We start from the raw sequence: 21,202 nt of genomic DNA, 5'->3' as shown, positions 1-21,202 counted from the left end.
CGCACCCGGCACCCATCGAAAGGAACCGCCCTCCGTGGCAGACCACTACGAGGTCCTCGGCGTCTCCCGCGACGCCACCCCTGACGAGATCAAGAAGGCCTACCGCCGGCTCGCCCGCGAGCTGCACCCCGACGTCAACCCGGGCGCCGAGGCGTCCGAGCGCTTCAAGGAGGTGACGCACGCCTACGACGTGCTCTCCGACCCGAAGCAGCGCCAGCAGTACGACCTCGGCGGGCAGGGCGGCTTCGGCGGCCAGGCCGGCTTCGGGGGCTTCGGCGACATCTTCGAGACCTTCTTCGGCGGCGGCCAGCAGAGCCGAGGCCCCCGCTCGCGGCGCGAACGCGGGCAGGATGCGCTCATCCGCGTCGAGCTCGGCCTCGAGGAGGTCATCTTCGGCACCCACCGCGAGCTCGAGGTCGACACGGCGGTCGTCTGCGAGACGTGCCACGGCAGCTGCTGCGCCCCCGGCACCTCGCCCGTCACCTGCGACATCTGCCACGGCACCGGGCAGATCCAGCGCACCGTGCGCTCGCTGCTCGGCAACGTCGTCACGGCGAGCCCCTGCGGCTCCTGCCGCGGCTACGGCACGATCATCGCCACGCCGTGCGTCACCTGCCAGGGGCAGGGTCGGGTCCGCGCTCGTCGCACCGTGCCGGTCGACATCCCCGCCGGCGTCGACACGGGCCTCCGGCTGCAGATGCCGGGGTCCGGCGAGGCCGGTCCCGCGGGCGGCCCGAACGGCGACCTCTATCTCGAGATGAAGGTGAAGACGCACGAGGTCTTCAGCCGCGACGGCGATGACCTGCTCTGCACGCTCGAGGTCGCGATGACCGATGCCGTGCTCGGCACCAGCACCACGGTGCACGCCCTCGACGGCGACGTCGAGCTCGAGCTGAAGCCGGGACTGCAGTCGGGCGAGGTGCTGACCGTCAAGGACCGCGGCGTCACGCGGCTCCGGGGCAACGGTCGAGGCGACCTCCGGATCGGCGTGCACGTGCTCACCCCGACGAAGCTCTCCGGCAAGGAGCGCGAACTCGTCGAGAAGCTCGCCGCCGCGCGCAAGCAGAAGGCGCCCGAGCTCGCGCACTTCCAGCAGGGGCTCTTCGCGAAGCTCCGCGACCGGTTCCTGGGCTGAGATGGCGAGCCTCTACCTCGACGAAGGCGCGGAACTGGCGGCGGTCGCCGCCGGCGACATCGTGCGGCTCGGCGGTCAGGAGGCGCGCCACGCCGTCCAGGTCGCCAGGGTGCGCCTCGGCGAGCGGATCGCGATCGGCGACGGGCGTGGCACGGTCGTGTCCGGCCCGGTGCTCGAGAGCGGCCAGGGCGAGCTCGTGATCGAGGTCGACGAGGTCCGCCGCGAGCAGCCGGCCGCGCCCGCGCTCGTGCTCGTGCAGGCCCTCGCCAAAGGCGATCGCGACGAGCTCGCCGTCCAGGCCGCCACCGAGCTCGGGGTCGACCGCATCGTGCCGTGGGCCGCGGCCCGCTCCGTCTCGCGCTGGGAGGGTGCGAAGGCCGAGAAGGGGCGGCAGCGCTGGGCGACGATCGCCCGCGAGGCGAGCAAGCAGTCGATCCGCGCCTGGGTGCCGGAGGTCACGGCGGCGACGCCGACGGCCCGGCTGCCGGAACTGCTCGCCGGCGCCCGACTGCTCGTGCTCGAGCCGACCGCCGAGCACGGCCTCGCGCAGCTCGAGCTCGACGAGCGGCCGCTCGCCCTGCTCGTCGGACCCGAGGGCGGCGTCGCCCCCGAGGAGCTGGCCCGGCTGGCGGCGGCCGGCGCCGAGCCCGTCCGCCTCGGCCCGACCGTGCTGCGTACCTCGACCGCCGGGCCCGCCGCGATCGCGCTGCTCAGCGCCCGGCTCGGGCGGTGGTGAGGCATCCGTCGCTACGATGGACCCATGACCGCCCAGGCCGCCGACCCCACCGTCTTCGAGCGCATCGCCGCGCGTGAGATCCCCGCGACGATCGTCGCCGAGACCGAACGGGTCATCGCGTTCCGGGACATCGCGCCGCAGGCGCCCGTCCACGTCGTCGTCACCCCGAAGCAGGGGCGCTACCGCGACGTCGTCGAGCTCGCCGCCGGCGACCCCGGGCTCCTCGCGGAGCTCGTCGAGGTCGCCCGTGGCGTCGCCGACGAGCTGGCCGACGGCCAGTTCCGACTGATTTTCAACACCGGCGCGGGCGCGGGCCAGACCGTGTTCCACGTGCACGCGCACGTCCTCGCCGGGGGCCTCGAGGAGCGCACGCTTGCCGGCTGAGCCGATGAATGACCAGGGCGCCGACGCGCGCCCCCGCCCCGACGAAGAACTGCTGCACATCGACGGCATCGAGATGGTGCGCCTGCTCGGTCCGCAGGACCGCCTGCTCGCGCAGATCCAGCGCGAGTACCCGGGCGTCACCGTGCACGTCCGCGGCAACCAGATCTCACTGCGAGGCGAGGAGGCCGAGCGGCTCCGCGCCCGGCGCCTCATCGAGGAGCTGCTGGCGCTCGTCCGGCAGAACCAGGACCCCACGACCACCGAGGTGACGAGCTCGGCCCGCATCCTCGAGCAGGACCCGGGGGCGCGCCCCTCGGAGCTGCTCGGGCAGGTGATCGTGTCGAGCCGGGGCAAGCAGATCCGGCCGAAGACGGAGGGCCAGCGCGCCTACGTCGACGCGATCGACGAGCACACCATCGTGTTCGGCATCGGCCCGGCGGGCACCGGCAAGACCTACCTCGCGATGGCGAAGGCCGTGCAGGCGCTGCAGCGCAAGGAGGTCAGCCGCATCATCCTCACGAGGCCGGCGGTCGAGGCCGGCGAGCGGCTCGGCTTCCTGCCCGGCACGCTGACCGACAAGATCGACCCCTACCTGCGACCGCTCTACGACGCGCTCAACGAGATGATGGACCCAGAGCTCGTGCCGAAGCTGCTCGCCTCGGGCACCGTCGAGGTCGCGCCGCTCGCCTACATGCGCGGCCGCACCCTCAACGACTCCTTCGTCGTGCTCGACGAGGCGCAGAACACGACGCCCGAGCAGATGAAGATGTTCCTCACCCGACTCGGCTTCGGCTCCAAGATGGTCGTCACGGGCGACATCACCCAGATCGACCTGCCGGGCGGGGCGTCAGGGCTGCGCATCGTCACGCGCATCCTCGACGGCATCGACGACATCGCCTTCGCGCGCCTGACGAGCGACGACGTCGTGCGGCACACCCTCGTGGGCCGCATCGTCGACGCGTACACCGAGTTCGACCAGCGCCAGCAGGCGCAGCGCTACGAGCGGGCCGAGGCCCGCGAATTCGCCAACCGCGCCGAGCGCCGCGGACGCGGCGCGAGCGGCGGCCCCAGAGACCACCTGCCGAGAAAGGCGAAGTGAGCGAGGCATGAGCATCGAGATCAACAACGAGTCGGCGATCGAGGTCGACGAGGCCGCGATCCAGCGGCTCGCCGTCTACGCGCTCGACGCGATGCACGTGCACGTCGACGCGGAGCTCGCGATCGTGCTCGTCGACGAGGGCGCCATGGAGCAGCTGCACGTGCAGTGGATGGACGAGCCCGGCCCGACCGACGTGCTGAGCTTCCCGATGGACGAGCTGCGCCCGGGCACCGAGGACCAGCCGACCCCGCCGGGGCTGCTCGGCGATATCGTGCTCTGCCCGCAGGTCGCCGAGGCGCAGGCGAAGACGGCCGGCCACACGCTGACCGACGAGCTGCTGCTGCTCACCGCGCACGGCATCCTGCACCTGCTCGGCTTCGACCACGCCGAGCCCGCCGAGGAGAAGGAGATGTTCGGCATCCAGCGCGACATCCTCGTCGGCTTCGCCATGCAGGAGCGACGTCGCTGACGATGGAACCCTGGTACTTCCTCGTCGCCGCCTTCGTGCTGGTGGCCTTCGGCGGCCTGATGGCCGCGGTCGACTCCGCGATCGCCTCGAGCTCGCGCGCCGACATCGCGGAGCTCGCCGAGGGCTCCCGCGCGAAGCGATCGCTCACCGCCATCGCCGAGGACACCGGCGCGCACGTCAACGCGGTGAACTTCATGCGCATCCTCGCCGAGACCACGGCGGCGGTGCTCGTGACCCTCGCCTTCGCGAGCTTCCTCGACAACCCGTGGCTCGTGCTGCTCTGGTCGGCGCTCATCATGACGGCGGTCTCGTTCGTGCTCGTCGGGGCGAGCCCGCGCAGCGTCGGGCGCGTGCACGCTGCGACGGTGCTGCGGCTCACCGCGCCGCTCGTGCACTTCCTCCGGGTGCTGCTCGGCCCGCTCGCGGGCGCCCTCGTGCAGCTCGGCAACCGGGTCACGCCGGGCCGGATCCGCTTCGCCGGCGTCTCGAGCGAGGAGCAACTGCTCAGCATGGTCGACGAGGCGACCGAGCTCGACGTGCTCGAGGAGGGCGACCGCGAGCTCATCCATTCGATCTTCGAGTTCAACGACACCGTCGTGCGCGAGGTCATGGTGCCGCGCACCGACATGATCACGATCGACGCGACGGCGCACCTGCAGCAGGCGATGAGCGTCTTCCTGAGCGCGGGCTACTCCCGCATCCCGGTGATCGGGCTCGACTCCGACGACGTCACCGGCATCCTCTACCTGCGCGATCTCGCGAAGCTCGGCTTCGAACGGCCGCTCGACGCCGAGAGCCTCACCGTCGGGCAGCTCGCCCGGCCGGCCGAGTTCGTGCCGGACTCGATGAAGGCCGACGCCCTGCTCCGGCAGATGCAGACCACCTCGAACCACCTCGCCATGGTCGTCGACGAGTACGGCGGCATCGCCGGGCTCGCCACCATGGAAGACCTGATCGAGGAGCTCGTCGGCGACATCTCCGACGAGTACGACCGCGAGACGCCAGAGGTCGAGGCGCTCGGCGACGGCCGATACCGGGTGAGTGCGCGGCTCGCCGTCGACGAGCTCGGGGAGCTGTTCGGCCTGGAGCTCGACGACGACGACGTCGACACCGTCGGCGGTCTGCTCGCGAAGGCGCTGGGCCGGCTCCCGCAACGCGGCGACCGCGCTTCGACGAGCGGCCTCGAGCTCGAGGCCGAGCGCACCGAGGGCCGGCGACGGCGCATCTCGACTGTGCTGGTCTCGGCCGACGCGGCCCTCATCGACGCCAGGGCCGCCTTCCTCGGCGAGGCAGAACAGGAGCACCACCGTGACTGAGTACCGTGCAGGATTCGTCTCCTTCGTCGGCCGCCCGAACGTCGGCAAGTCGACGCTCACGAACGCGCTCGTCGGCGAGAAGGTCGCCATCACGAGCTCGAAGCCGCAGACGACGCGCCGGGCCATCCGCGGCATCGTGCACCGGCCGCACGGGCAGCTGATCCTCGTCGACACGCCGGGCCTGCACCGCCCGCGCACCCTGCTCGGCGAACGGCTGAACGCGCTCGTGCAGACCACGCTCGGCGACGTCGACGTGATCGCGTTCTGCGTGCCGGCGAACGAGCCGATCGGCCCCGGCGACCGCTTCATCAACGAGCAGCTGGAGCAGTACCCGCGCGCGAAGAAGGTGGCGATCGTCACGAAGACCGACGCCGCCTCGAAGGCGAAGGTGGCCGAGCAGCTGCTCGCCGTCTCCGGACTGCGGGAGTGGGACGCGATCGTGCCGGTGTCCGCCCCGCGCGGCGAGCAGCTGGAGGTGCTCGTCGACGAGCTGCTGACGCTCATGCCGGCGTCGAGCCACCCGCTCTACCCCGAGGAGACGACGACCGACGAGGACGTGACCGAGCGCATCGCCGAGTTCGTGCGCGAAGCGGCGCTCGAGGGCGTCTCCGACGAGCTGCCGCACTCGATCGCGGTGACCGTCGACGACCTCATCGAGCGGGACGACAAGGACCTCGTCGAGATCTACGCGAACGTCGTCGTCGAGCGCGACAGCCAGAAGGGCATCATCATCGGCAAGGGCGGCGCCCGGCTGAAGGAAGTCGGGGCGGCGGCCCGCGTCGAGATCGAGCGGCTGCTCGGCCGCAAGGTCTACCTCGCCCTGCACGTCAAGGTCGCGAAGGACTGGCAGCGCGACCCCAAGCAGCTCGGCCGGCTCGGGTTCTGAGCTCGCGCCCGGTCAGCGGCCGGCGGCTGCCTCGGCCGTCCGTCTGCAGGATGATTCCGGCCGGATCGGCGTGATCGCCGGGGGAGCTGGGCGTACGGTGGTTCGATGCGCACGACTCTGAGCCGCGGTCGCCTGACGACCGATCTCGTGCTCGCCGCCGTCTTCGCGCTCGTCTCGCTGCCGCTGGCGCTGCTCGGCAACGTCTTCGACCTCGTCGCCCTCGCCGGCTTCACGGCGGCGCTCGCGGTGCGCCGGCTCTCCCCGGGCTGGTCGCTCGGCGTCGCCTGGCTCGCCGCGCTCGTGCAGATGGGCACGCTGCGCGAGCTGCAGCTCTACGACATCGCCGTGCTCGGCGTGCTGTACTCGACCGCCGCGCATGGCGCCTCGATCGTGAAGTGGCTGGGACTCGTCTCCGCCGGCGTCGGCTCGGTCGTCGCGACGCTCTACCTCGGGCTGCTGAAACCGGCGCTCGGGCAGAGCGAGTTCCTGTTCGCGCCGGACAACGCGGTCGCGCTGACGCTCTGGCTCGGCGTGACCTTCATCGCGGCGATCTCCGTGCTCGTGCTGAGCTGGACGGCCGGCCTGCTCGTGCGCGCGGTGCGCGACTCGCGGGAGATCCGCCGCCGCGAGGAGGTCGCGCTCCGCGAGCGCGAGCTGGCCGAGTACCGCTACGTGGTTGAGCAGGAGCGCAACCGCATCGCCCGCGACATGCACGACGTGGTGGCGCACTCGCTCGCCGTCGTGATCGCGCAGGCCGACGGCGCCCGCTTCGCCGCCCGCACCCGGCCCGAGACGGCCGTCGAGGCGCTCGGCACCATCGCGGGCGTCGCCCGCGGCGCGCTCGGCGACGTGCGGATGCTCCTCGCCGAACTGCGCCACGCCGAGACGGACACCCCGCAGCCCGTCCTCGACGACCTCGAGGAACTGCTCGCCCAGCTGCGCGCGGCCGGGCTCGAGGTCGAGCTCGTCGAACGCGGCCCGCGGATCGAGCTCGGCACCGGCCACCAGATCGCCGTCTACCGCATCGTGCAGGAGGCGTTGACGAACGCGCTCAGGCACGGCGACGCCGACCGGCCCGTCGACGTCGTGCTCGACTGGGAGCAGGCCGGCGTCGTCGCCACCGTCACGAACCACGTGCGGCCCGACGCCGAGCCCGTCGGCGCCCGCGGCGCCAGGCACGGCATCCCGGGCATGCGCGAGCGCGCCCAGCTGACCGGGGGGCAGCTCACGATCGAGACCGATGACGACCGATTCCGGGTGATCGCCCGGATCCCGGCCCAGCAGGGGAGCACCAGATGACCGAGATCCGCGTCTGCCTTGTGGACGACCAGGCGCTGTTCCGCGCCGGCATCCGCATGCTCATCGAGTCGCAGCCCGACCTCTCCTTCGCCGGCGAGGCCGCCGACGGCGCTGCGGGCGCGGCACTCGCGAACCGGGCGCGTCCAGACGTCGTCCTCATGGACGTGCGGATGCCGGTGCTCGACGGGATCGCCGCCACGGAGCGCATCCTCGCCGACGCCGACCGCGGCGGCTATCCCGCCCCGCGCGTGCTGGTGCTCACCACCTTCGACCTCGATGAGAACGCCGCACGCGCGATCCGCGCCGGGGCGAGCGGCTTCGTACTGAAGGACGCCGACCCGGAGTTCCTCCTCGCCGCCATCCGCACGGTGCACCAGGGCAACGCCGTGATCGCGGCCAACGCGACGCGGAACCTCATCGCGCACGCCGGCCGGGGGAGCGAGCGCAGCCCGGCGCCGCCCGCCTGGGACGAGTTGACGCCGCGCGAGCGGGAGATCTTCGCCCTCGCCGCCAAGGGGCTCTCGAACTCCGAGATCGCCGCGGGCGAGTTCCTGAGCGAGGCGACGGTGAAGACGCACGTCAGCCGCATCCTCGCGAAGCTCGGGCTGCGCGACCGGGTGCAGCTCGTCGTCTTCGCGTACGAGCACGAGCTCTGAGCGTCATCCTGCCGCCGGCCACCGGTCATCCTGCAGGATGACGGCGGACCATCCGCCGGCCGGATGACCGGGGCGGGGGCCGGTCCGTAGCGTCGAAGACATGCAGATCCAACCCTCAGACCTCGGCCTCATCGCCCGCGTCGCCACCCTCGGCAAGCGCTACGGCAGCGGCTCCGGCCAGGTCACCGCGCTCGACGACGTCTCCCTCGGGCTGCGCCGTGGCGAGTTCACCGCGATCATGGGCCCGTCGGGCTCGGGCAAGTCGACGCTGATGCACATCATGGCCGGCCTCGACACCCCGAGCTCGGGCCAGGTGTGGCTCGGCGACACCGAGATCACCTCGCTGCCCGACAGCGCCCTGACCGTGCTGCGCCGCCGCCGCGTCGGCTTCATCTTCCAGTCCTTCAACCTCGTGCCGACCCTCGACGTGCGCGGCAACGTGCTGCTGCCGTTCGAGCTCGACGGGCGCAAGCCCAGCCTCGACGAGCGCATGTGGATCGAGGAGCTGTACGAGGTGCTCGGCCTGAAGAGCCGCCTCGGCCACCGGCCGCACGAGCTCTCCGGCGGCCAGCAGCAGCGCGTCGCGATCGCCCGCGCGCTCGCCACCCGGCCCGACCTCGTCTTCGCCGACGAGCCGACCGGCAACCTCGACTCCCGCACCGGGCGCGAGGTGCTGGGGCTGCTCGCCGGGGCGAGCGCCGGCTACGGGCAGTCGATCGCGATGGTGACCCACGACCCGATCGCCGCGAGCCATGCCGACCGGATCCTCTACCTCGCCGACGGGCGGATCGTCCGCGACGCCGGCCGCTCGACGCCGGAGGAGATCGCCTCCTTCATGCTCTCCATGGAAACCGCGGCCTGATGCGCGCCCGGCTGAAGGACCAGATCCCCACCCTCCTCGTCGCGCTGCTCGCGGGCACCTTCGGCGTCCTGCTGCTGCACGTCACGGGCATGCTCGCCGTCGCGATCGCCGCGGACTCCGTCACGGGGGACAGCGACACGGTGGCGCTCATGCTGCCGGTCGTGGCGTGGGTGTTCATCGTCATCGCGATCTACGTCAGCGCGGTCGTCACCTCGAACACGGTGGCCACGGTCGTCGCGGGTCGCACCCGGCTGATCGCCCTGCTGCGGCTCATCGGTTCCTCGGCGCGCGCCGAGCGCGGCCGGATCGCCCGGGAGGGCCTCGCCGTCGGCTTCGCCGGCGCGGCCGCCGGCATCCTGCTCGGCACGCTCGCCGCGTTCGGGCTCGAGCGGGTCGCGGTCGCGAGCGGGGTCATGCCCGCGGTCGACTACCAGTACCTGAACGCCTCGGTGCTGCTGCCCGCCATCGCCGTCGTGCTGACGACGTGGCTCGCCTCCTGGGTCGGCTCGCGCCGTGTGCTGCGGGTGCGCCCCATCGAGGCGATCGGCCAGGCGGTCGAGTCCGACCGCGAGGAGCTCGTCCGCCGGCGCGGCCGGAACATCGCCGCCGTCGTGCTGATCGTGCTCGGCACCGCACTGCTCGCCGCGGGCATCGTCGTCGGACTGGTCAGGCCGGAGGGCGTGCTGATCGGGCTGCTCGGCGGCATCCTCTCCTTCTCCGGCGTCGTGCTCGCCGCGCACGTCGTCATGCCGCCGGTGCTCCGGCTCGTGGGGCGGCTGTTCGGCCGCTCGCCGGCGGCCCGCATCGCCGCGGAGAACGCGGTGCGCAATCCCGAGCGCGCCTCCCGGATGACCATCGGCCTCGTGATCGGCGTCACCCTCGTCACCACCTTCTCCGTCACGATGGAGTCCTACCGCGCGATGATCCACGCGGCGATCGAGGCGCAGCCCGAGGTGTTCGCGGGCGTCGAGGGCATGCTCAACGTGACCATCGCGATCTTCGCCGTGCTCATCGGCTTCAGCGCGCTCATCGCCGCGATCGGCATGGTGAACACGCTCTCGCTCAGCGTGCTGCAGCGCACCCGCGAGCTCGGCCTGCTGCGGGCGCTCGGCTTCGAGGCGCGGCAGCTGCGCGGCATGATCGTCGCCGAGGCGGCGGCGCTCACGGTCGCCGCGACGCTCACCGGGCTCGTGCTCGGGTTCGTCTACGGCTGGGCGGGCGCGCAGGCGCTGCTCGGCGGGGCGCAGGGGCAGCCGGTGTTCGTCTTCCCCGGGATCCCGTGGGCGATGATCGGCATCCTGATCGTCGCCGCCGGCCTGCTCACGGCGATCGCCTCGATCGCCCCGGCGCGACGGGCGATGCGCGTCTCGCCGGTCGTCGCGCTCGCGACCGACTGAGCGCGGCCATCAGACCGGGCACCAGGGGGGTGCCCGCCGGGCGGGACCGGGGCTCCGTGGGGGACGCTCCGGTTCCGCCCTTCTCCGTCGCGGTGCTACCCTGGTTCCGTGCTTCACGGCCTGCTTCTCCTTAGCTGCCGCAGCGAGTCCTCGTTCTAGGCCTCCCTCGCTGCGGAGTTCGTCGTCGGCTGCCACCGGACTGAAGCGAGAAGAGAGCACCATGCAGAACACCCAGAAGCCGTCCCCGATGCCCGTGCACCGGTACCGTCCGTACCACGAGCAGCTCCGCGTCGAGCTGCCCGACCGCACCTGGCCCGATCGGCGCATCACCGAGGCGCCGCGCTGGTGCGCGGTCGACCTCCGCGACGGCAACCAGGCCCTCATCGACCCGATGAGTCCCGAGCGCAAGCGCATCATGTTCGAGCTGCTCGTGAAGATGGGCTACAAGGAGATCGAGGTCGGCTTCCCGAGCGCGAGCCAGACCGACTTCGATTTCGTCCGTCAGCTCATCGACGACGGCGCCATCCCCGATGACGTCACCATCCAGGTGCTGACGCAGGCGCGCGACCACCTCATCGAGCGCACCTACGAGGCGATCGCCGGGGCCAAGCAGGCCATCGTGCACCTCTACAACTCGACGAGCGTGCTGCAGCGCGAGGTCGTGTTCCGCACCGACCGGCAGGGCATCATCGACATCGCGCTGCACGGCGCGCGCAAGTGCCGCGAGATGGAGTCGACCGTCCCCGGCACGGCCGTCTACTACGAGTACTCGCCCGAGAGCTACACCGGCACCGAGCTCGAGTTCGCGGTCGACGTCTGCAACCAGGTGCTCGAGGTGTTCGAGCCGACGCCCGAGCGCAAGGTCATCATCAACCTGCCCGCGACGGTCGAGATGGCCTCGCCGAACGTGTACGCCGACTCGATCGAGTGGATGAGCCGGCACCTCGCGCACCGCGAGAACGTGATCCTCTCGCTGCACCCGCACAACGACCGCGGCACGGCGATCGCGGCGGCGGAGCTCGGCTATCTCGCCGGCGCCGACCGCATCGAGGGCTGCCTCTTCGGCAACGGCGAGCGCACCGGCAACGTCGACCTCGTCGCGCTGGGCATCAACCTGTTCACGCAGGGCATCGACCCGCAGATCGACTTCAGCGACCTCGACGAGATCAAGCGCACGGCCGAGTACTGCAACCAGCTGCCGGTGCACGAGCGCAGCCCTTGGGCGGGCGACCTCGTGTACACCGCGTTCAGCGGCTCGCACCAGGACGCCATCAAGAAGGGCTTCGAGGCGATGGAGGCGAAGGCCGAGGCGGCCGGCGTCACCGTCGACGAACTCGAGTGGGCGGTGCCCTACCTGCCGGTCGACCCGAAGGACCTGGGCCGCAGCTACGAGGCGGTCATCCGGGTGAACTCGCAGTCGGGCAAGGGCGGCGTCGCCTATCTGCTGAAGAGCGACCACGCGCTCGAGCTGCCGCGCCGGTTGCAGATCGAGTTCTCGGGCGTCGTGCAGGCGAAGACCGACGCCGAGGGCGGCGAGGTCACGAGCGACGAGATCTGGCGCATCTTCACCGACGAGTACCTTCCGGCGCCGGAGTCGCGCCCCGACGAGAAGTGGGGCCGCTTCGAGCTGCTGAGCCTCCGCACGGAGAGCGACCTCGACGGCATCGTGAACGTGCGCGTCGGCCTCCGCGACGGCGCCGAGCGCGTCGACGCCGACGCGAGCGGCAACGGGCCGATCTCCGCGTTCCTCGCGGTGCTCGGCGCCGAGGGCGTGCAGGTGAAGCTCCGCGACTACGTCGAGCACACGCTCGCCGCGAGCGGCGACGCCGTCGCTGCCGCGTACGTCGAGCTCGAGGTCGAGGGCCGGGTGCTCTGGGGCGTCGGCATCGACGCGGACATCTCGACCGCCTCGCTGAAGGCCGTCGTGTCCTCGGTGAACCGCGCGCTGCGCGGGGTCGCGGTCGAGCCCGAGCCGGAGCTCGCCGCCGTCTGAGCCGCTCGCCGAGCCGTCGGTCCACGAGTCGTCCGCGTCCACCCGGACCCGGGCGACTCGCCATTTCCAGAGTTGCCCGACTTTGATGAAAGTCGGGCAAGTCGGGTTTGGTGAGTTCAGAGTTGCCCGACTTTGATGAAAGTCGGGCAAGTCGGGTTTGGTGAGTCGGGGTTCGGGCGGTCAGCGGCGGATGACGGGGAGCACGCCGGTCTCGGTGGCGACCTTGCGGCGGTTGAGCATGCGCTGCTCCGGGAGCGAGAGGTCGAAGATCACGGCGAGCCAGCGGATGATGCTCGTCACCACGACACAGGCGATGCCGGCGATGAAGATCGGCACGTGGAAGAGATCGAGCACGACGAGCACGAGGCATCCGGCCGCCGCAGCGACCGCGTAGAGCGAGCCGACGTGCATGATCGCGACCGGAAGACTCATCAGCATGTCGCGGAGGATGCCGCCGCCGACGGCCGCTGCGACGCCGACGAACACCGCGGGCAGGATCGGCAGGCCGAGGCCGAGCGCCTTCGAGGTGCCGAACGCGCCGAACATGCCGATGACGACGGCATCGAGTCCGACGATGAGGCCGTTCAGCCGGGAGAGCGGGCCGGCGAGCAGCATGCCGACGAGCGAGGCGACGACCGCCGTCACGAGGTACCAGTTGCTCTGCAGCGCGCCGATCGGCTGATTCAGCAGCAGGTCGCGGATGACGCCGCCGCCGAAGCCCATGACGATGCCGACGATCGCGACGCCGAGCAGATCGAGCCGGCGTTCGCCGCGGAAGCCGGACGCGAATAGCGCGCCCTGCACGCCGCCGAGGCCGACGGCGGTGAGGTCCAGCCAGAGCGGGATCATGAACTGCGAGGTCTCCACCCGCCCATTCTCGCAAGCGGATGCCGCCGATGGTCCCGTGTTCCGGCGGTTCGCCCGGCCCGAGGTGGGAGAATCGTCTGGTGCCCGTGTATCGAGATGAAGCCGTCGTGCTGCGCACCCACAAGCTGGGTGAAGCCGATCGCATCGTCACGCTGCTCTCGCGGCGGCACGGCAAGATCCGTGCGGTGGCGAAGGGCGTGCGCCGCACGGCGTCGAAGTTCGGGGCGAGGCTCGAGCCGTTCATGGTCGCCGATCTGCAGCTCTACGAGGGCCGCACGCTCGACGTGATCACCCAGGCGGAGTCGCTCGGCTCCTACGGCGCCGAGATCTCGCAGGACTACGCGGCGTACACGGCCGCGAACGCCATGGTCGAGACCGCCGACCGCGTCACCGAGGCCGAGGGCTCGCTGCAGCAGTACCTGCTGCTCGTCGGGGCGCTGCGCTCGCTCGCCCGGCGCGAGCACGGTCCGGGCCTGACCCTCGACTCCTATCTGCTCCGCGCGCTCGCCCTCGCCGGCTGGGCGCCGAGCTTCGAGGACTGCTCTCGCTGCGCGAGGCCCGGCGAGCACCGCGCGGTCGTGGTGCAGCTCGGCGGCATCGTCTGCGACGAGTGCGCGCCGCCCGGCTCGCCGCGCATCGAGCGCTCGACGATCGCGCTCCTCGGGGCGCTGCTGACCGGGGACTGGGCGCGCGCCCAGGCAGCGCCCGAGCGCGACCGCAACCAGGCCTCCGGCATCGTCGCCGCCTACGCGCAGTGGCACCTCGAGCGGGGCCTCCGCTCCTTGCCGCACGTCAGCCGCGACGCCGACGAGCCGACCGACCGACCGGCGGCGGCCCGCACAGCGCCCGAGCGCCCGGCCCCCGGCGCGCCAGCCCAGACAGGAACTCCGTGACCCCGAAGCCCTACACGCACCGCGACGCGGTGCCGTACCGCCCCATCGACTGGACCGGCCTCTACCCGCCGGAGCTGCCTCGCGGGGCCGTGCCCGAACACGTCGCGGTCGTCATGGACGGCAACGGCCGCTGGGCGAACCGCCAGGGCCTCACCCGGATCGAAGGCCACAAGGCCGGCGAGGCGGCGCTCCTCGACGTCGTCGCCGGTGCCGTGCAGATCGGCGTGAAGCACCTCTCGGTCTACGCCTTCTCGACCGAGAACTGGAAGCGCAGCCCCGACGAGGTGCGTTTCCTGATGGGCTACAACCGCGACGTGCTGCACCGCCGGCGCGACCAGCTGAACGAGTGGGGCGTGCGCATCCGCTGGGCGGGGCGCAAGCCCCGGCTCTGGAAGTCGGTCATCGAGGAGCTGCAGTTCGCCGAGCGGCTGACCGCGGGCAACGATGTGCTGACCCTGACGATGTGCGTGAACTACGGCGGGCGCAACGAGATCACCGACGCGGTCCGGGCCATCGCCGACGACGTCGCGGCCGGGCGCCTCCGGCCCTCCGCCGTGAGCGAGAAGCAGATCGCGAAGCGGCTGTACCAGCCCGACATGCCGGACGTCGATCTCTTCGTGCGCAGCTCCGGCGAGCAGCGCACCTCGAACTTCCTGCTCTGGCAGTCGGCCTATGCGGAGATGGTGTTCCTCGACACCCTCTGGCCTGACTTCTCCCGCGTCGATCTCTGGCGCGCGGTCGAGCTGTACGCGCGGCGCACCCGCCGCTTCGGTGGCGCGGTCGACGCCCCCAGCGCCGAGTAGTCCGCCGCCTCAGCCGAGTCCGAGCGCCGCGAGGAGCGCCCGCGCCTTGACGAGCGCGGCGGACGAGCCCTTCCGTGCGGCGAGCTCCGCGAGACCGGGCCACGCCGCATCCTCGGCGGGGATCCGGCCGGCGGATGCCGCGGCCCGCAGCACCGGGGCACGCAGCAGCGCGACATCGAGCACCCGGTTCAGCCACGCCGGCGGCTTCGGCTGCGCCGCCGCGAAGCGCACCGACTCGGTGAGCAGCGGCCAGAGCACGGGTAGCGCCCGCAGCTCTCGCTCGATCGAGCCCATCATGCGCGCGGGCGTCAGCTCGGGCAGCGGCAGGAGCCGTCGCGCGGCGAGCCGCACCGAGGCCGCGGAGAACTTTCGCGCTGCCACCATCGCATCGACGCTGTAGCGCGACTCGACGTCCGAGCAGAGCGAGGCGAGCACGACCGCGACCATGAGCGAGGTGAGCGGCGGTTCGAGGCCGTCGCTGCGCGGGCCGGCCCCGCCGGTGCTTCGGTCACGGAACTCGGAGACCGAGAGCCGGCCCGCGGCGTCGTCCCATTCGATCCAGCGGCGCTCGTCGCCGTCGACCGTCTCGGCGTCGAGCTGCCCTTCCCGGTCGAGGGCGTAGGCCCACGCCATCAGGGCGCGGTAGCGCACCTCCGGGGCGTCGGCGAGCGCGAACTCGAGCGGCACGAAGCGCTTCGAGCCGCGAGTGAGCACCGTCGCGGTCGGTTCGACGCCGTCGTCGATCACCACGCCCTCGCCGTCGCCTGCCGGCCAGACGTCGTCGAGATCGATCCCGGGCTCGGCCTCGGGGGCCGGGGGAGCGGCCGGCGCGCTCGCCTCGGGGAGGCGGGCGACGACCGCGCGGGCGGCGGCGACGGCGCGCGAGGAGCCGCTCCGCGCGGCGAGCGCGCGGACGCCCGGCAGCTCGAGCACGGATGCCTCGGCGATGCCGGCGCCGACGGCAGCCAGGGCGGACGGCAGGAGGGCGTCGATCGCTTCGACGAGCTCCGCCGTCCCCGGCACCATCCGGACGCCGGCGAGGGATGCCTCGACGGTGCGGTCGAGAAGCGGCCAGACGAGCGATCCCAGTCCGGCCTCGGCGAGCTCTCCGGCCACGCGGGCGAGCTGCGCCGCGCCGCTCGGGCCGCCGCGGTCGACGAGCCGGAGCTCGGCCACGCCCGGGATGAGGAGGCCGCGCTCCCAGGCTTCGAGCACGGCCTCGAACATGGCGCCGGCGGCCTGCTCGTGCGGCGAGCGGAGCCCGCCGATCAGCGCTGCGGCCTGGCGCGGTCCGAACGGTCGGGCGCGGCGGGCGAGCTGCCGCCAGGTGTAGCCGCTCGCCGCTTCGAGCCAATCGCCCGAGTGCGTGCCGTCGCCCCATCCCGGCAGCTCCACCGGGGAGCCCCAGCCGTAGCGGCTCGGGTCGAGCCGCGGCGGGAATCCGCTGAGCGAGGCCGGGAGGGCCGTCTCGGCGCGGGACCAGTCGCCGTCCTCGTCCTGCACGAGGGCCGGCTCGCGGAGCGGGTCGAGCAGGTAGGCGCGAGCGGCGGGGCCCGCGCCCGTCGCCATGCGCTCGCCGGACTGCAGCAGCACCGGCACCTCGAGCGTGGCGAGCTCGTCGAGCTGCGCCGGCGTGACGAGCGAGAGCTCGACCCGGAGCAGGGCGAGCAGCAGGTCCGCCTCGCTCGCGGCGGCGTCGGCGTCGCGGTGGGCGCGCAGCCGGGCGAGCAGCTCCTCTGGATCGATCCGAAGGTCGTCCCAGCTCGGGGTCGACAGCAGCATCGGCACCTCGCCGAGGCGCTGCGCGACGGCGGCCTCGCGAGCGGTCGCCGGTGGGTAGTGCACGTCGTGGCGCCAGTCCTCGCCGCCGGGGCCGACGAGGCGGTCGAGCGAGCGGATCGGCGCCTCGGCGACCCAGTCGGCCACGGCTCCGACGCCGGCCCGCCAGCTCGGCTTCAATCCCCGCAGGGCGAGGCGCGCACGATCGGGATCGCTGCGGGCGACGGCGTTCGCGAGGTCGAGGAAGCGATCCACCTCGAGGTCCATGGCGTTCTCCGGGCGGGAGGCGAGACGCTCGGCGGCGGTGGACAGCGCCTCGATCGTCGCCGGCGCCTGGGCGAACCTCGGCACCTCCCAGAGCGGCGGCGTGGCACTCCAGGCGATGGGCGGCGCGTCGACGGGATGCTCCGCCACCGCCTCGGCGGTGAGGCCCCAGCGTGCGAGCAGGGCCGTCGCGGACTTCGCGAGGCCCGCGTCCCGCCCGGCCGCCACGGCGGCGAGGGCAGGTCGCGCGGTCTCGCCCGCCGCGCCGGCGAGCGGCCGGGGGCGCCGTTCGGCGGCGTCGAGGACCGCACGTCGAGCGGCCTTGGGCTTCGTCGCGAGGGCGAGCGACACCGCCTCGGCCGCGTCGTCCGCGTCGCCGTGCTCGATGAGCGCCGGCGCGAGCGCCACGACGACCGGCGCCTCGGCGTGGCTCAGCGCGCCCAGCAGGGAGCCGGCGTGCGCGACGAGTTCGGTGTCGCTCAGAGCGAGTGCTCCGACGAGCGTGCCGGCCCAGGCCTTCCGGTCTCCCGGGCGCTGGGCCGCGTCCAGCGCGAGGAGCACGAGCGCGACCGCCTCGTCCCGCCGGATCCAGCCTGCCGCGACCCCGGCCGCGACCGCGCGGCCGAACGGCCCGGTCGCCGGGGCCCCGACGGCGATTCCGACGCGGATGTGCTCGGTGAAGCGTGAGCGGAGGAGCTCGGCGTCGATCGCGCCGCGGTCCTGCGGGAAGAGCTCCGCCTCCTCGCCGAGGGCGAGCGCCGCGTAGACGGACCAGTCCTTCAGATACTCCACGCTCTCGGGCACCGGGAGACCGTGATGGTGCACGAGCCGCACCGCGCGTCCCGCGTGCACCGACGTGGAGTGCTCCCAGGCGCGGCGGTTCGAGCGGCAGGCGCGGGCGACGAACGCCGTCGCGAACTCGGGCCCGCGGGTCGCGAGCACCTCGGCCGCCAGCTCGTCGGGCACCGTGCCGGCCCCGCCGAGCAGGTCCTCGGCCCGCCTGGCGTCGACGCCGGTGCGGATCGCGAAGAGGGCGAGCATCCCGTGGTCGGTCTCGCCGACGAGCGAGGCCCGGACGAAGCCGCCGTCGTGCTCGGACCACTCGGTCCAGTCGCCGCGGCGGAGCCCGGCCCGCGCCTCGCGCTGCTGCGCCTCGGTGCCGATCGGCAGCGCGGGTGCGTCGGGGAGCGGGGCGCCGTCCCAGCCGAGCTCGCGGAACAGTTCGAGCGAGCGGGCGAGGGCGTCGGTCATGCGGTCTCCTCCATCAGGATGCGCACGGCGAGCACGTGCGCGCAGGGTCCTCGGTCGCGGCTGCCGCCGAGTTGCCAGGTGCAGCTGCATCGGCCGCCGTCGTCGCCGATCCGCACCAGGTACCGCACCGGCTCGGTGGCGCTCCCGCCCTCGACGTGCCATTCGCCCGGGGCCTCGGCGGGCGAGACGTGCCGTTCGGCGGCGAGGCGGCGGGCGGTCCGCACCCGCGGGTGGTCGCGCGTGACGCGCTCGGGATCGTCGGGCAGCTCGCGATGGAAGTACGCGCCGCTCCGCACGTCCCAGCCGACGCGGCCGGAGGCGGCGAGCACGGCGATGCCGGACTCGGTCTGGGCGCGGCCGAGGCCGGACTCCCGCTGCAGCCGCTCCACGTCGATCACCGGCTCGAAGGCCAGCAGGGCCGAGAGCAGCGCAGCGTGCTCGGCGACGTCGTCGGGCGCGAGGGCGCTCACGAGCGATCCTTCGCCGGAGAAGCCTCGCCACGATTCGACGGTGAGCCCGAGGAGCAGACGCGCGTGCGGGAGCGAGACCTCGACGGCGGTGGGCCCCGGCTCGCCGTCCGCCGCTCCGTACACGGCGAGCCCCTGCACGTGGGGGAGCAGCCGTTTCAGCGCGGCGAGCCGGTGCAGGCCCTGCACGTGCACCGCGCTGCCGGTTCGGCGCGGAGCGAGCCTGGCTCCGCTCGGGGTCGGGGTCAGCCAGCCGCTCGCACCCGAGGCCGTCGTCGCCGGGAGCGAGCCGAGCAGCGCCCGGGCGCCCGCACGGTCCAGCTCGAACGCGGGGCGCAGGCGGCGGTGCAGCTCGGCCACGTTGCCGAAGGCCGGGATCCAGCGGGCCGGCATCTCGACCGGGCGTTCGACGGCGGTCGTCTGCGGGGTGGAGAGCGCGAGCCCGTCGGCGCCGACGTCGAGGTGGAACAGTTCGGAGCGCCCGACCGCGATGAGGGCCTGCCTCGTCGCGAGGCCGAGGTCGACGTTCGTCGTGCCGTGCGACACCTCGCCGCCGTCGAGCCCGCTCGCGAGCAGGTCGAGCCGGGCGTAGACGCTGTTGCATGCCGAGAAGACCTCGGCGCGGAGGCGGTCGCCGTGGGCGGTCAGCACCGGGTCGCGCTGGGTCGTCGGCGTGTACTTGAAGTACCGCGTGGCGGTGAGGTCGGCGAGGGTCAGCAGTCCGCGGGCGACGAGCTGCGGCTCGGTGGCGAAGCCGTGGAAGAAGCTCGGTCGCGGATCGGGACCGCTCGGCGCGAGGCCCGGGGCAAGCGCGAGGGTGAGTCCGTTCGCGGTCGCCGCCGACGCCGACGCGAATCCGCGATGCCCCATGCAGGCAGCCTAGCCGAGCGCTACCGCGGGCCGCGCCGGGAGAACAGCCCGGCGAGGAGGGCGTGCAGCAGCGGTAGCACGGAGAGCGCGACGAGGGTCCAGCCGAGCGCCGGGTTCGGCGCGACGATGACCGCGCCGCCGATGAGGAGGGCGGCGAACAGCACGGCCGAGACCACCCGACGGGCGACGCCCTCGAGCCGGTCGAGGCGCCGCTCGAGGCGCGAGGTGTCGAAGGAGAGCCGGCCCTGCTCGACCTTCGTGACGACGGAGTCGAGCCGCTGCGGCATCCCCCAGAGAATGCCGGCGCTCGACATCGCCTGGTCGAGCAAGCCGCGGGCCATCCCGCCGCCCTCCTCGCGGAGCAGCTGCGTCGCGTACGGCTCGACCGCGTCCCAGACGTTGAACTCGGGGTCGAGCCCGCTGCACATGCCGGAGGTGAGCGCCATCGCCCGGATGAGGAGCAGCAGATGCTCGGGCAACTGCAGGGGGAGGGAGCGCACGACATCGCCGAACTCCTCGCCGAACTCGCGGAACTCCTTCGGGTCCACGTCCTTCAGCTGGGCGAAGCCCATGCCGCCGAAGCGCTCGAACAGCTGCGAGAGCGCGCGTTCCAGCTCGCCGGTGTCCGCGCTCGGCAGGAGCACGCCGATCTCCCGTGCGGCCTCGATCATGCCGCGCCCGTCGCGTGCGGCGACGGCGATCACGAGGGTGCGCAGCCCGCTGCGGAGCTCGGCGGGCACCTCGGCCATCATGCCGAAGTCCACGAACGTGAGCCGCCAGGCGGGCGTCGCCGCGTCGCCCGCAGAGGCCGACGGATCAATGGCGACGCTGGGCGTGACGAAGAGGTTGCCGGGGTGCGGATCGGCGTGCACGAAGCCGTGCGTGAACACCTGGTCGAACATGACCTCGGCGAAGACGTGCGCGACCTCCGAGGGGTCGATGCCGGCCGCGCGCAGTGCCGCCGTGTCGTTGATCTTGATCGCGGTGACGTCCTGGAGCGTCAGCACCCGGCGGGTGGTGCGCGCCCAGACGACGGCGGGGGCGTCGACGCGCGGCTCCTCTGCGAACGATTCGGCGAAGCGTTCGGCGTTGGCCGCCTCGTGCAGGTAGTCGATCTCCTCGAGGCTCGTCTGCGCGAACTCCTCGACGAGCGCCGGGGCATCCACTCGGTCCGCGACGATCCGCACTCGGCGCAGCCAGCCCGCGATGCGGCGGAGCGCCGCGAGGTCGACGGCGACGATGCGGTCGATGCCGGGGCGCTGCACCTTCACGACGACCTCGGCGAAGCCGGCGTCCTCGGCGTCGGGCGCGGCGAGCCGGGCGCGGTGCGCCTGGCCGAGCGAGGCCGCGGCGACCGGGGTTTCGTCGAAGGCGGCGTAGACCGAGCCGAGCGGCGCGCCGAGCTCCTGCTCGGCGAGCGCCCGGATCTCGGGGAACGCGACCGCGGGCACTTCGTCCTGCAGGCCCTCCAGCTCGGAGGTGATCTCGGGCGGCAGCACGTCGAGCCGGGAGGAGAGGAACTGGCCGACCTTGATCATCAGACCGCCGAGCTCGACCGCGAGACCGCGGAAGCGAGAGGCGAGCCGCTGCATCCGTGCGGCGCGGGTGCGCTCGGCGATGCCGGCGAGTCCGAGCTTCGGCAGCGCGAGTTCGAACCACCAGAGCTGCACGAGCTGCCGGGCGGCGAAGCGCAGGATGCGGCGCGAGCGGGCGCGCCGGGCGCGCTCGTCGTCCGCGGCGGGCGGCGTGGGGCCGCCGGCGTCGCGCGGCGTCACC

General features: G+C 72.9%; 18 protein-coding genes. 14 read left to right on the top strand and 4 right to left on the bottom strand.

Annotated features, from left to right (window positions below; genetic code table 11):
* Positions 1 to 34: 34 nt before the first annotated feature.
* From dnaJ to leuA, 12 genes are all read left to right on the top strand, one after another.
* Positions 35 to 1,135, top strand: a complete 1,101-nt coding sequence (gene dnaJ, locus MTP13_RS14995) for a molecular chaperone DnaJ (RefSeq protein ID WP_243568490.1) — start codon at positions 35 to 37, stop codon at positions 1,133 to 1,135.
* Position 1,136: 1 nt separating this feature from the next.
* A complete protein-coding gene (locus tag MTP13_RS14990; RefSeq protein ID WP_243568489.1) occupies positions 1,137 to 1,871 on the top strand; it encodes a 16S rRNA (uracil(1498)-N(3))-methyltransferase in 735 nt (244 codons plus the stop codon).
* 24 nt (positions 1,872 to 1,895) lie between these two features.
* On the top strand, positions 1,896 to 2,255 hold the full coding sequence (locus tag MTP13_RS14985) for a histidine triad nucleotide-binding protein (protein ID WP_189086477.1): 360 nt from the start codon (positions 1,896 to 1,898) through the stop codon (positions 2,253 to 2,255).
* A 4-nt stretch (positions 2,256 to 2,259) separates the two neighbouring features.
* Complete coding sequence (locus MTP13_RS14980; protein WP_243568488.1) at positions 2,260 to 3,354, top strand: PhoH family protein; 1,095 nt, start codon at positions 2,260 to 2,262, stop codon at positions 3,352 to 3,354.
* Positions 3,355 to 3,361: 7 nt separating this feature from the next.
* On the top strand, positions 3,362 to 3,823 hold the full coding sequence (ybeY, locus tag MTP13_RS14975; RefSeq protein WP_243568487.1) for an rRNA maturation RNase YbeY: 462 nt from the start codon (positions 3,362 to 3,364) through the stop codon (positions 3,821 to 3,823).
* A gap of 2 nt (positions 3,824 to 3,825) precedes the next feature.
* Positions 3,826 to 5,139, top strand: coding sequence for a hemolysin family protein (locus MTP13_RS14970; RefSeq protein ID WP_243568486.1), 1,314 nt, complete (start codon positions 3,826 to 3,828; stop codon positions 5,137 to 5,139).
* The gene (gene era, locus MTP13_RS14965; RefSeq protein WP_243568485.1) at positions 5,132 to 6,025 is read left to right on the top strand and encodes a GTPase Era; all 894 of its coding nucleotides are present in this window, start codon (positions 5,132 to 5,134) and stop codon (positions 6,023 to 6,025) included. The genes MTP13_RS14970 and era overlap by 8 nt, the downstream gene beginning before the upstream one ends.
* A 105-nt stretch (positions 6,026 to 6,130) precedes the next feature.
* Positions 6,131 to 7,324, top strand: a complete 1,194-nt coding sequence (locus MTP13_RS14960) for a sensor histidine kinase (protein WP_243568484.1) — start codon at positions 6,131 to 6,133, stop codon at positions 7,322 to 7,324.
* Positions 7,321 to 7,980, top strand: a complete 660-nt coding sequence (locus MTP13_RS14955; protein WP_243568483.1) for a response regulator — start codon at positions 7,321 to 7,323, stop codon at positions 7,978 to 7,980. The genes MTP13_RS14960 and MTP13_RS14955 overlap by 4 nt, the downstream gene beginning before the upstream one ends.
* 100 nt (positions 7,981 to 8,080) lie before the next feature.
* The gene (locus MTP13_RS14950; RefSeq protein WP_243568482.1) at positions 8,081 to 8,842 is read left to right on the top strand and encodes an ABC transporter ATP-binding protein; all 762 of its coding nucleotides are present in this window, start codon (positions 8,081 to 8,083) and stop codon (positions 8,840 to 8,842) included.
* Positions 8,842 to 10,239 (top strand): ABC transporter permease, encoded by a 1,398-nt coding sequence (locus MTP13_RS14945; protein ID WP_243568481.1) that lies wholly within the window; start codon positions 8,842 to 8,844, stop codon positions 10,237 to 10,239. The genes MTP13_RS14950 and MTP13_RS14945 overlap by 1 nt, the downstream gene beginning before the upstream one ends.
* 220 nt (positions 10,240 to 10,459) lie before the next feature.
* A complete protein-coding gene (gene leuA, locus MTP13_RS14940) occupies positions 10,460 to 12,232 on the top strand; it encodes a 2-isopropylmalate synthase (protein ID WP_243568480.1) in 1,773 nt (590 codons plus the stop codon).
* Between the two features lie 180 nt (positions 12,233 to 12,412).
* Here leuA and MTP13_RS14935 read toward each other — a convergent pair whose 3' ends face one another.
* Entirely contained in the window at positions 12,413 to 13,081 is a 669-nt protein-coding gene (locus tag MTP13_RS14935; protein WP_243570852.1) for a trimeric intracellular cation channel family protein, read from the bottom strand.
* Positions 13,082 to 13,179: 98 nt separating this feature from the next.
* Between MTP13_RS14935 and recO the strand changes: the two genes are divergently transcribed.
* Together recO and MTP13_RS14925 are read left to right on the top strand one after the other, a co-directional pair.
* Positions 13,180 to 13,992, top strand: coding sequence for a DNA repair protein RecO (recO, locus tag MTP13_RS14930; protein WP_243568479.1), 813 nt, complete (start codon positions 13,180 to 13,182; stop codon positions 13,990 to 13,992).
* Entirely contained in the window at positions 13,989 to 14,795 is an 807-nt protein-coding gene (locus MTP13_RS14925) for an isoprenyl transferase (protein WP_243568478.1), read from the top strand. Before recO ends, MTP13_RS14925 begins: the two co-directional genes overlap by 4 nt.
* 9 nt (positions 14,796 to 14,804) lie before the next feature.
* On the opposite strand, the gene MTP13_RS14920 is transcribed toward MTP13_RS14925, so the two are convergent.
* The 3 genes from MTP13_RS14920 to MTP13_RS14910 are packed head-to-tail and all read right to left on the bottom strand — an operon-like array spanning position 14,805 to position 21,201.
* Complete coding sequence (locus tag MTP13_RS14920) at positions 14,805 to 18,089, bottom strand: hypothetical protein (RefSeq protein ID WP_243568477.1); 3,285 nt, start codon at positions 18,087 to 18,089, stop codon at positions 14,805 to 14,807.
* Entirely contained in the window at positions 18,086 to 19,426 is a 1,341-nt protein-coding gene (locus MTP13_RS14915; RefSeq protein WP_243568476.1) for an SWIM zinc finger family protein, read from the bottom strand. Before MTP13_RS14915 ends, MTP13_RS14920 begins: the two co-directional genes overlap by 4 nt.
* Before the next feature lie 20 nt (positions 19,427 to 19,446).
* Entirely contained in the window at positions 19,447 to 21,201 is a 1,755-nt protein-coding gene (locus MTP13_RS14910; protein WP_243568475.1) for an ABC1 kinase family protein, read from the bottom strand.
* Position 21,202: the final 1 nt, after the last annotated feature.

The organism is Agromyces soli (assembly GCF_022811605.1).
GTDB classification, from domain to species: Bacteria; Actinomycetota; Actinomycetes; order Actinomycetales; family Microbacteriaceae; genus Agromyces; species Agromyces soli.
This window is presented reverse-complemented; position numbering and strand designations above follow the sequence as displayed.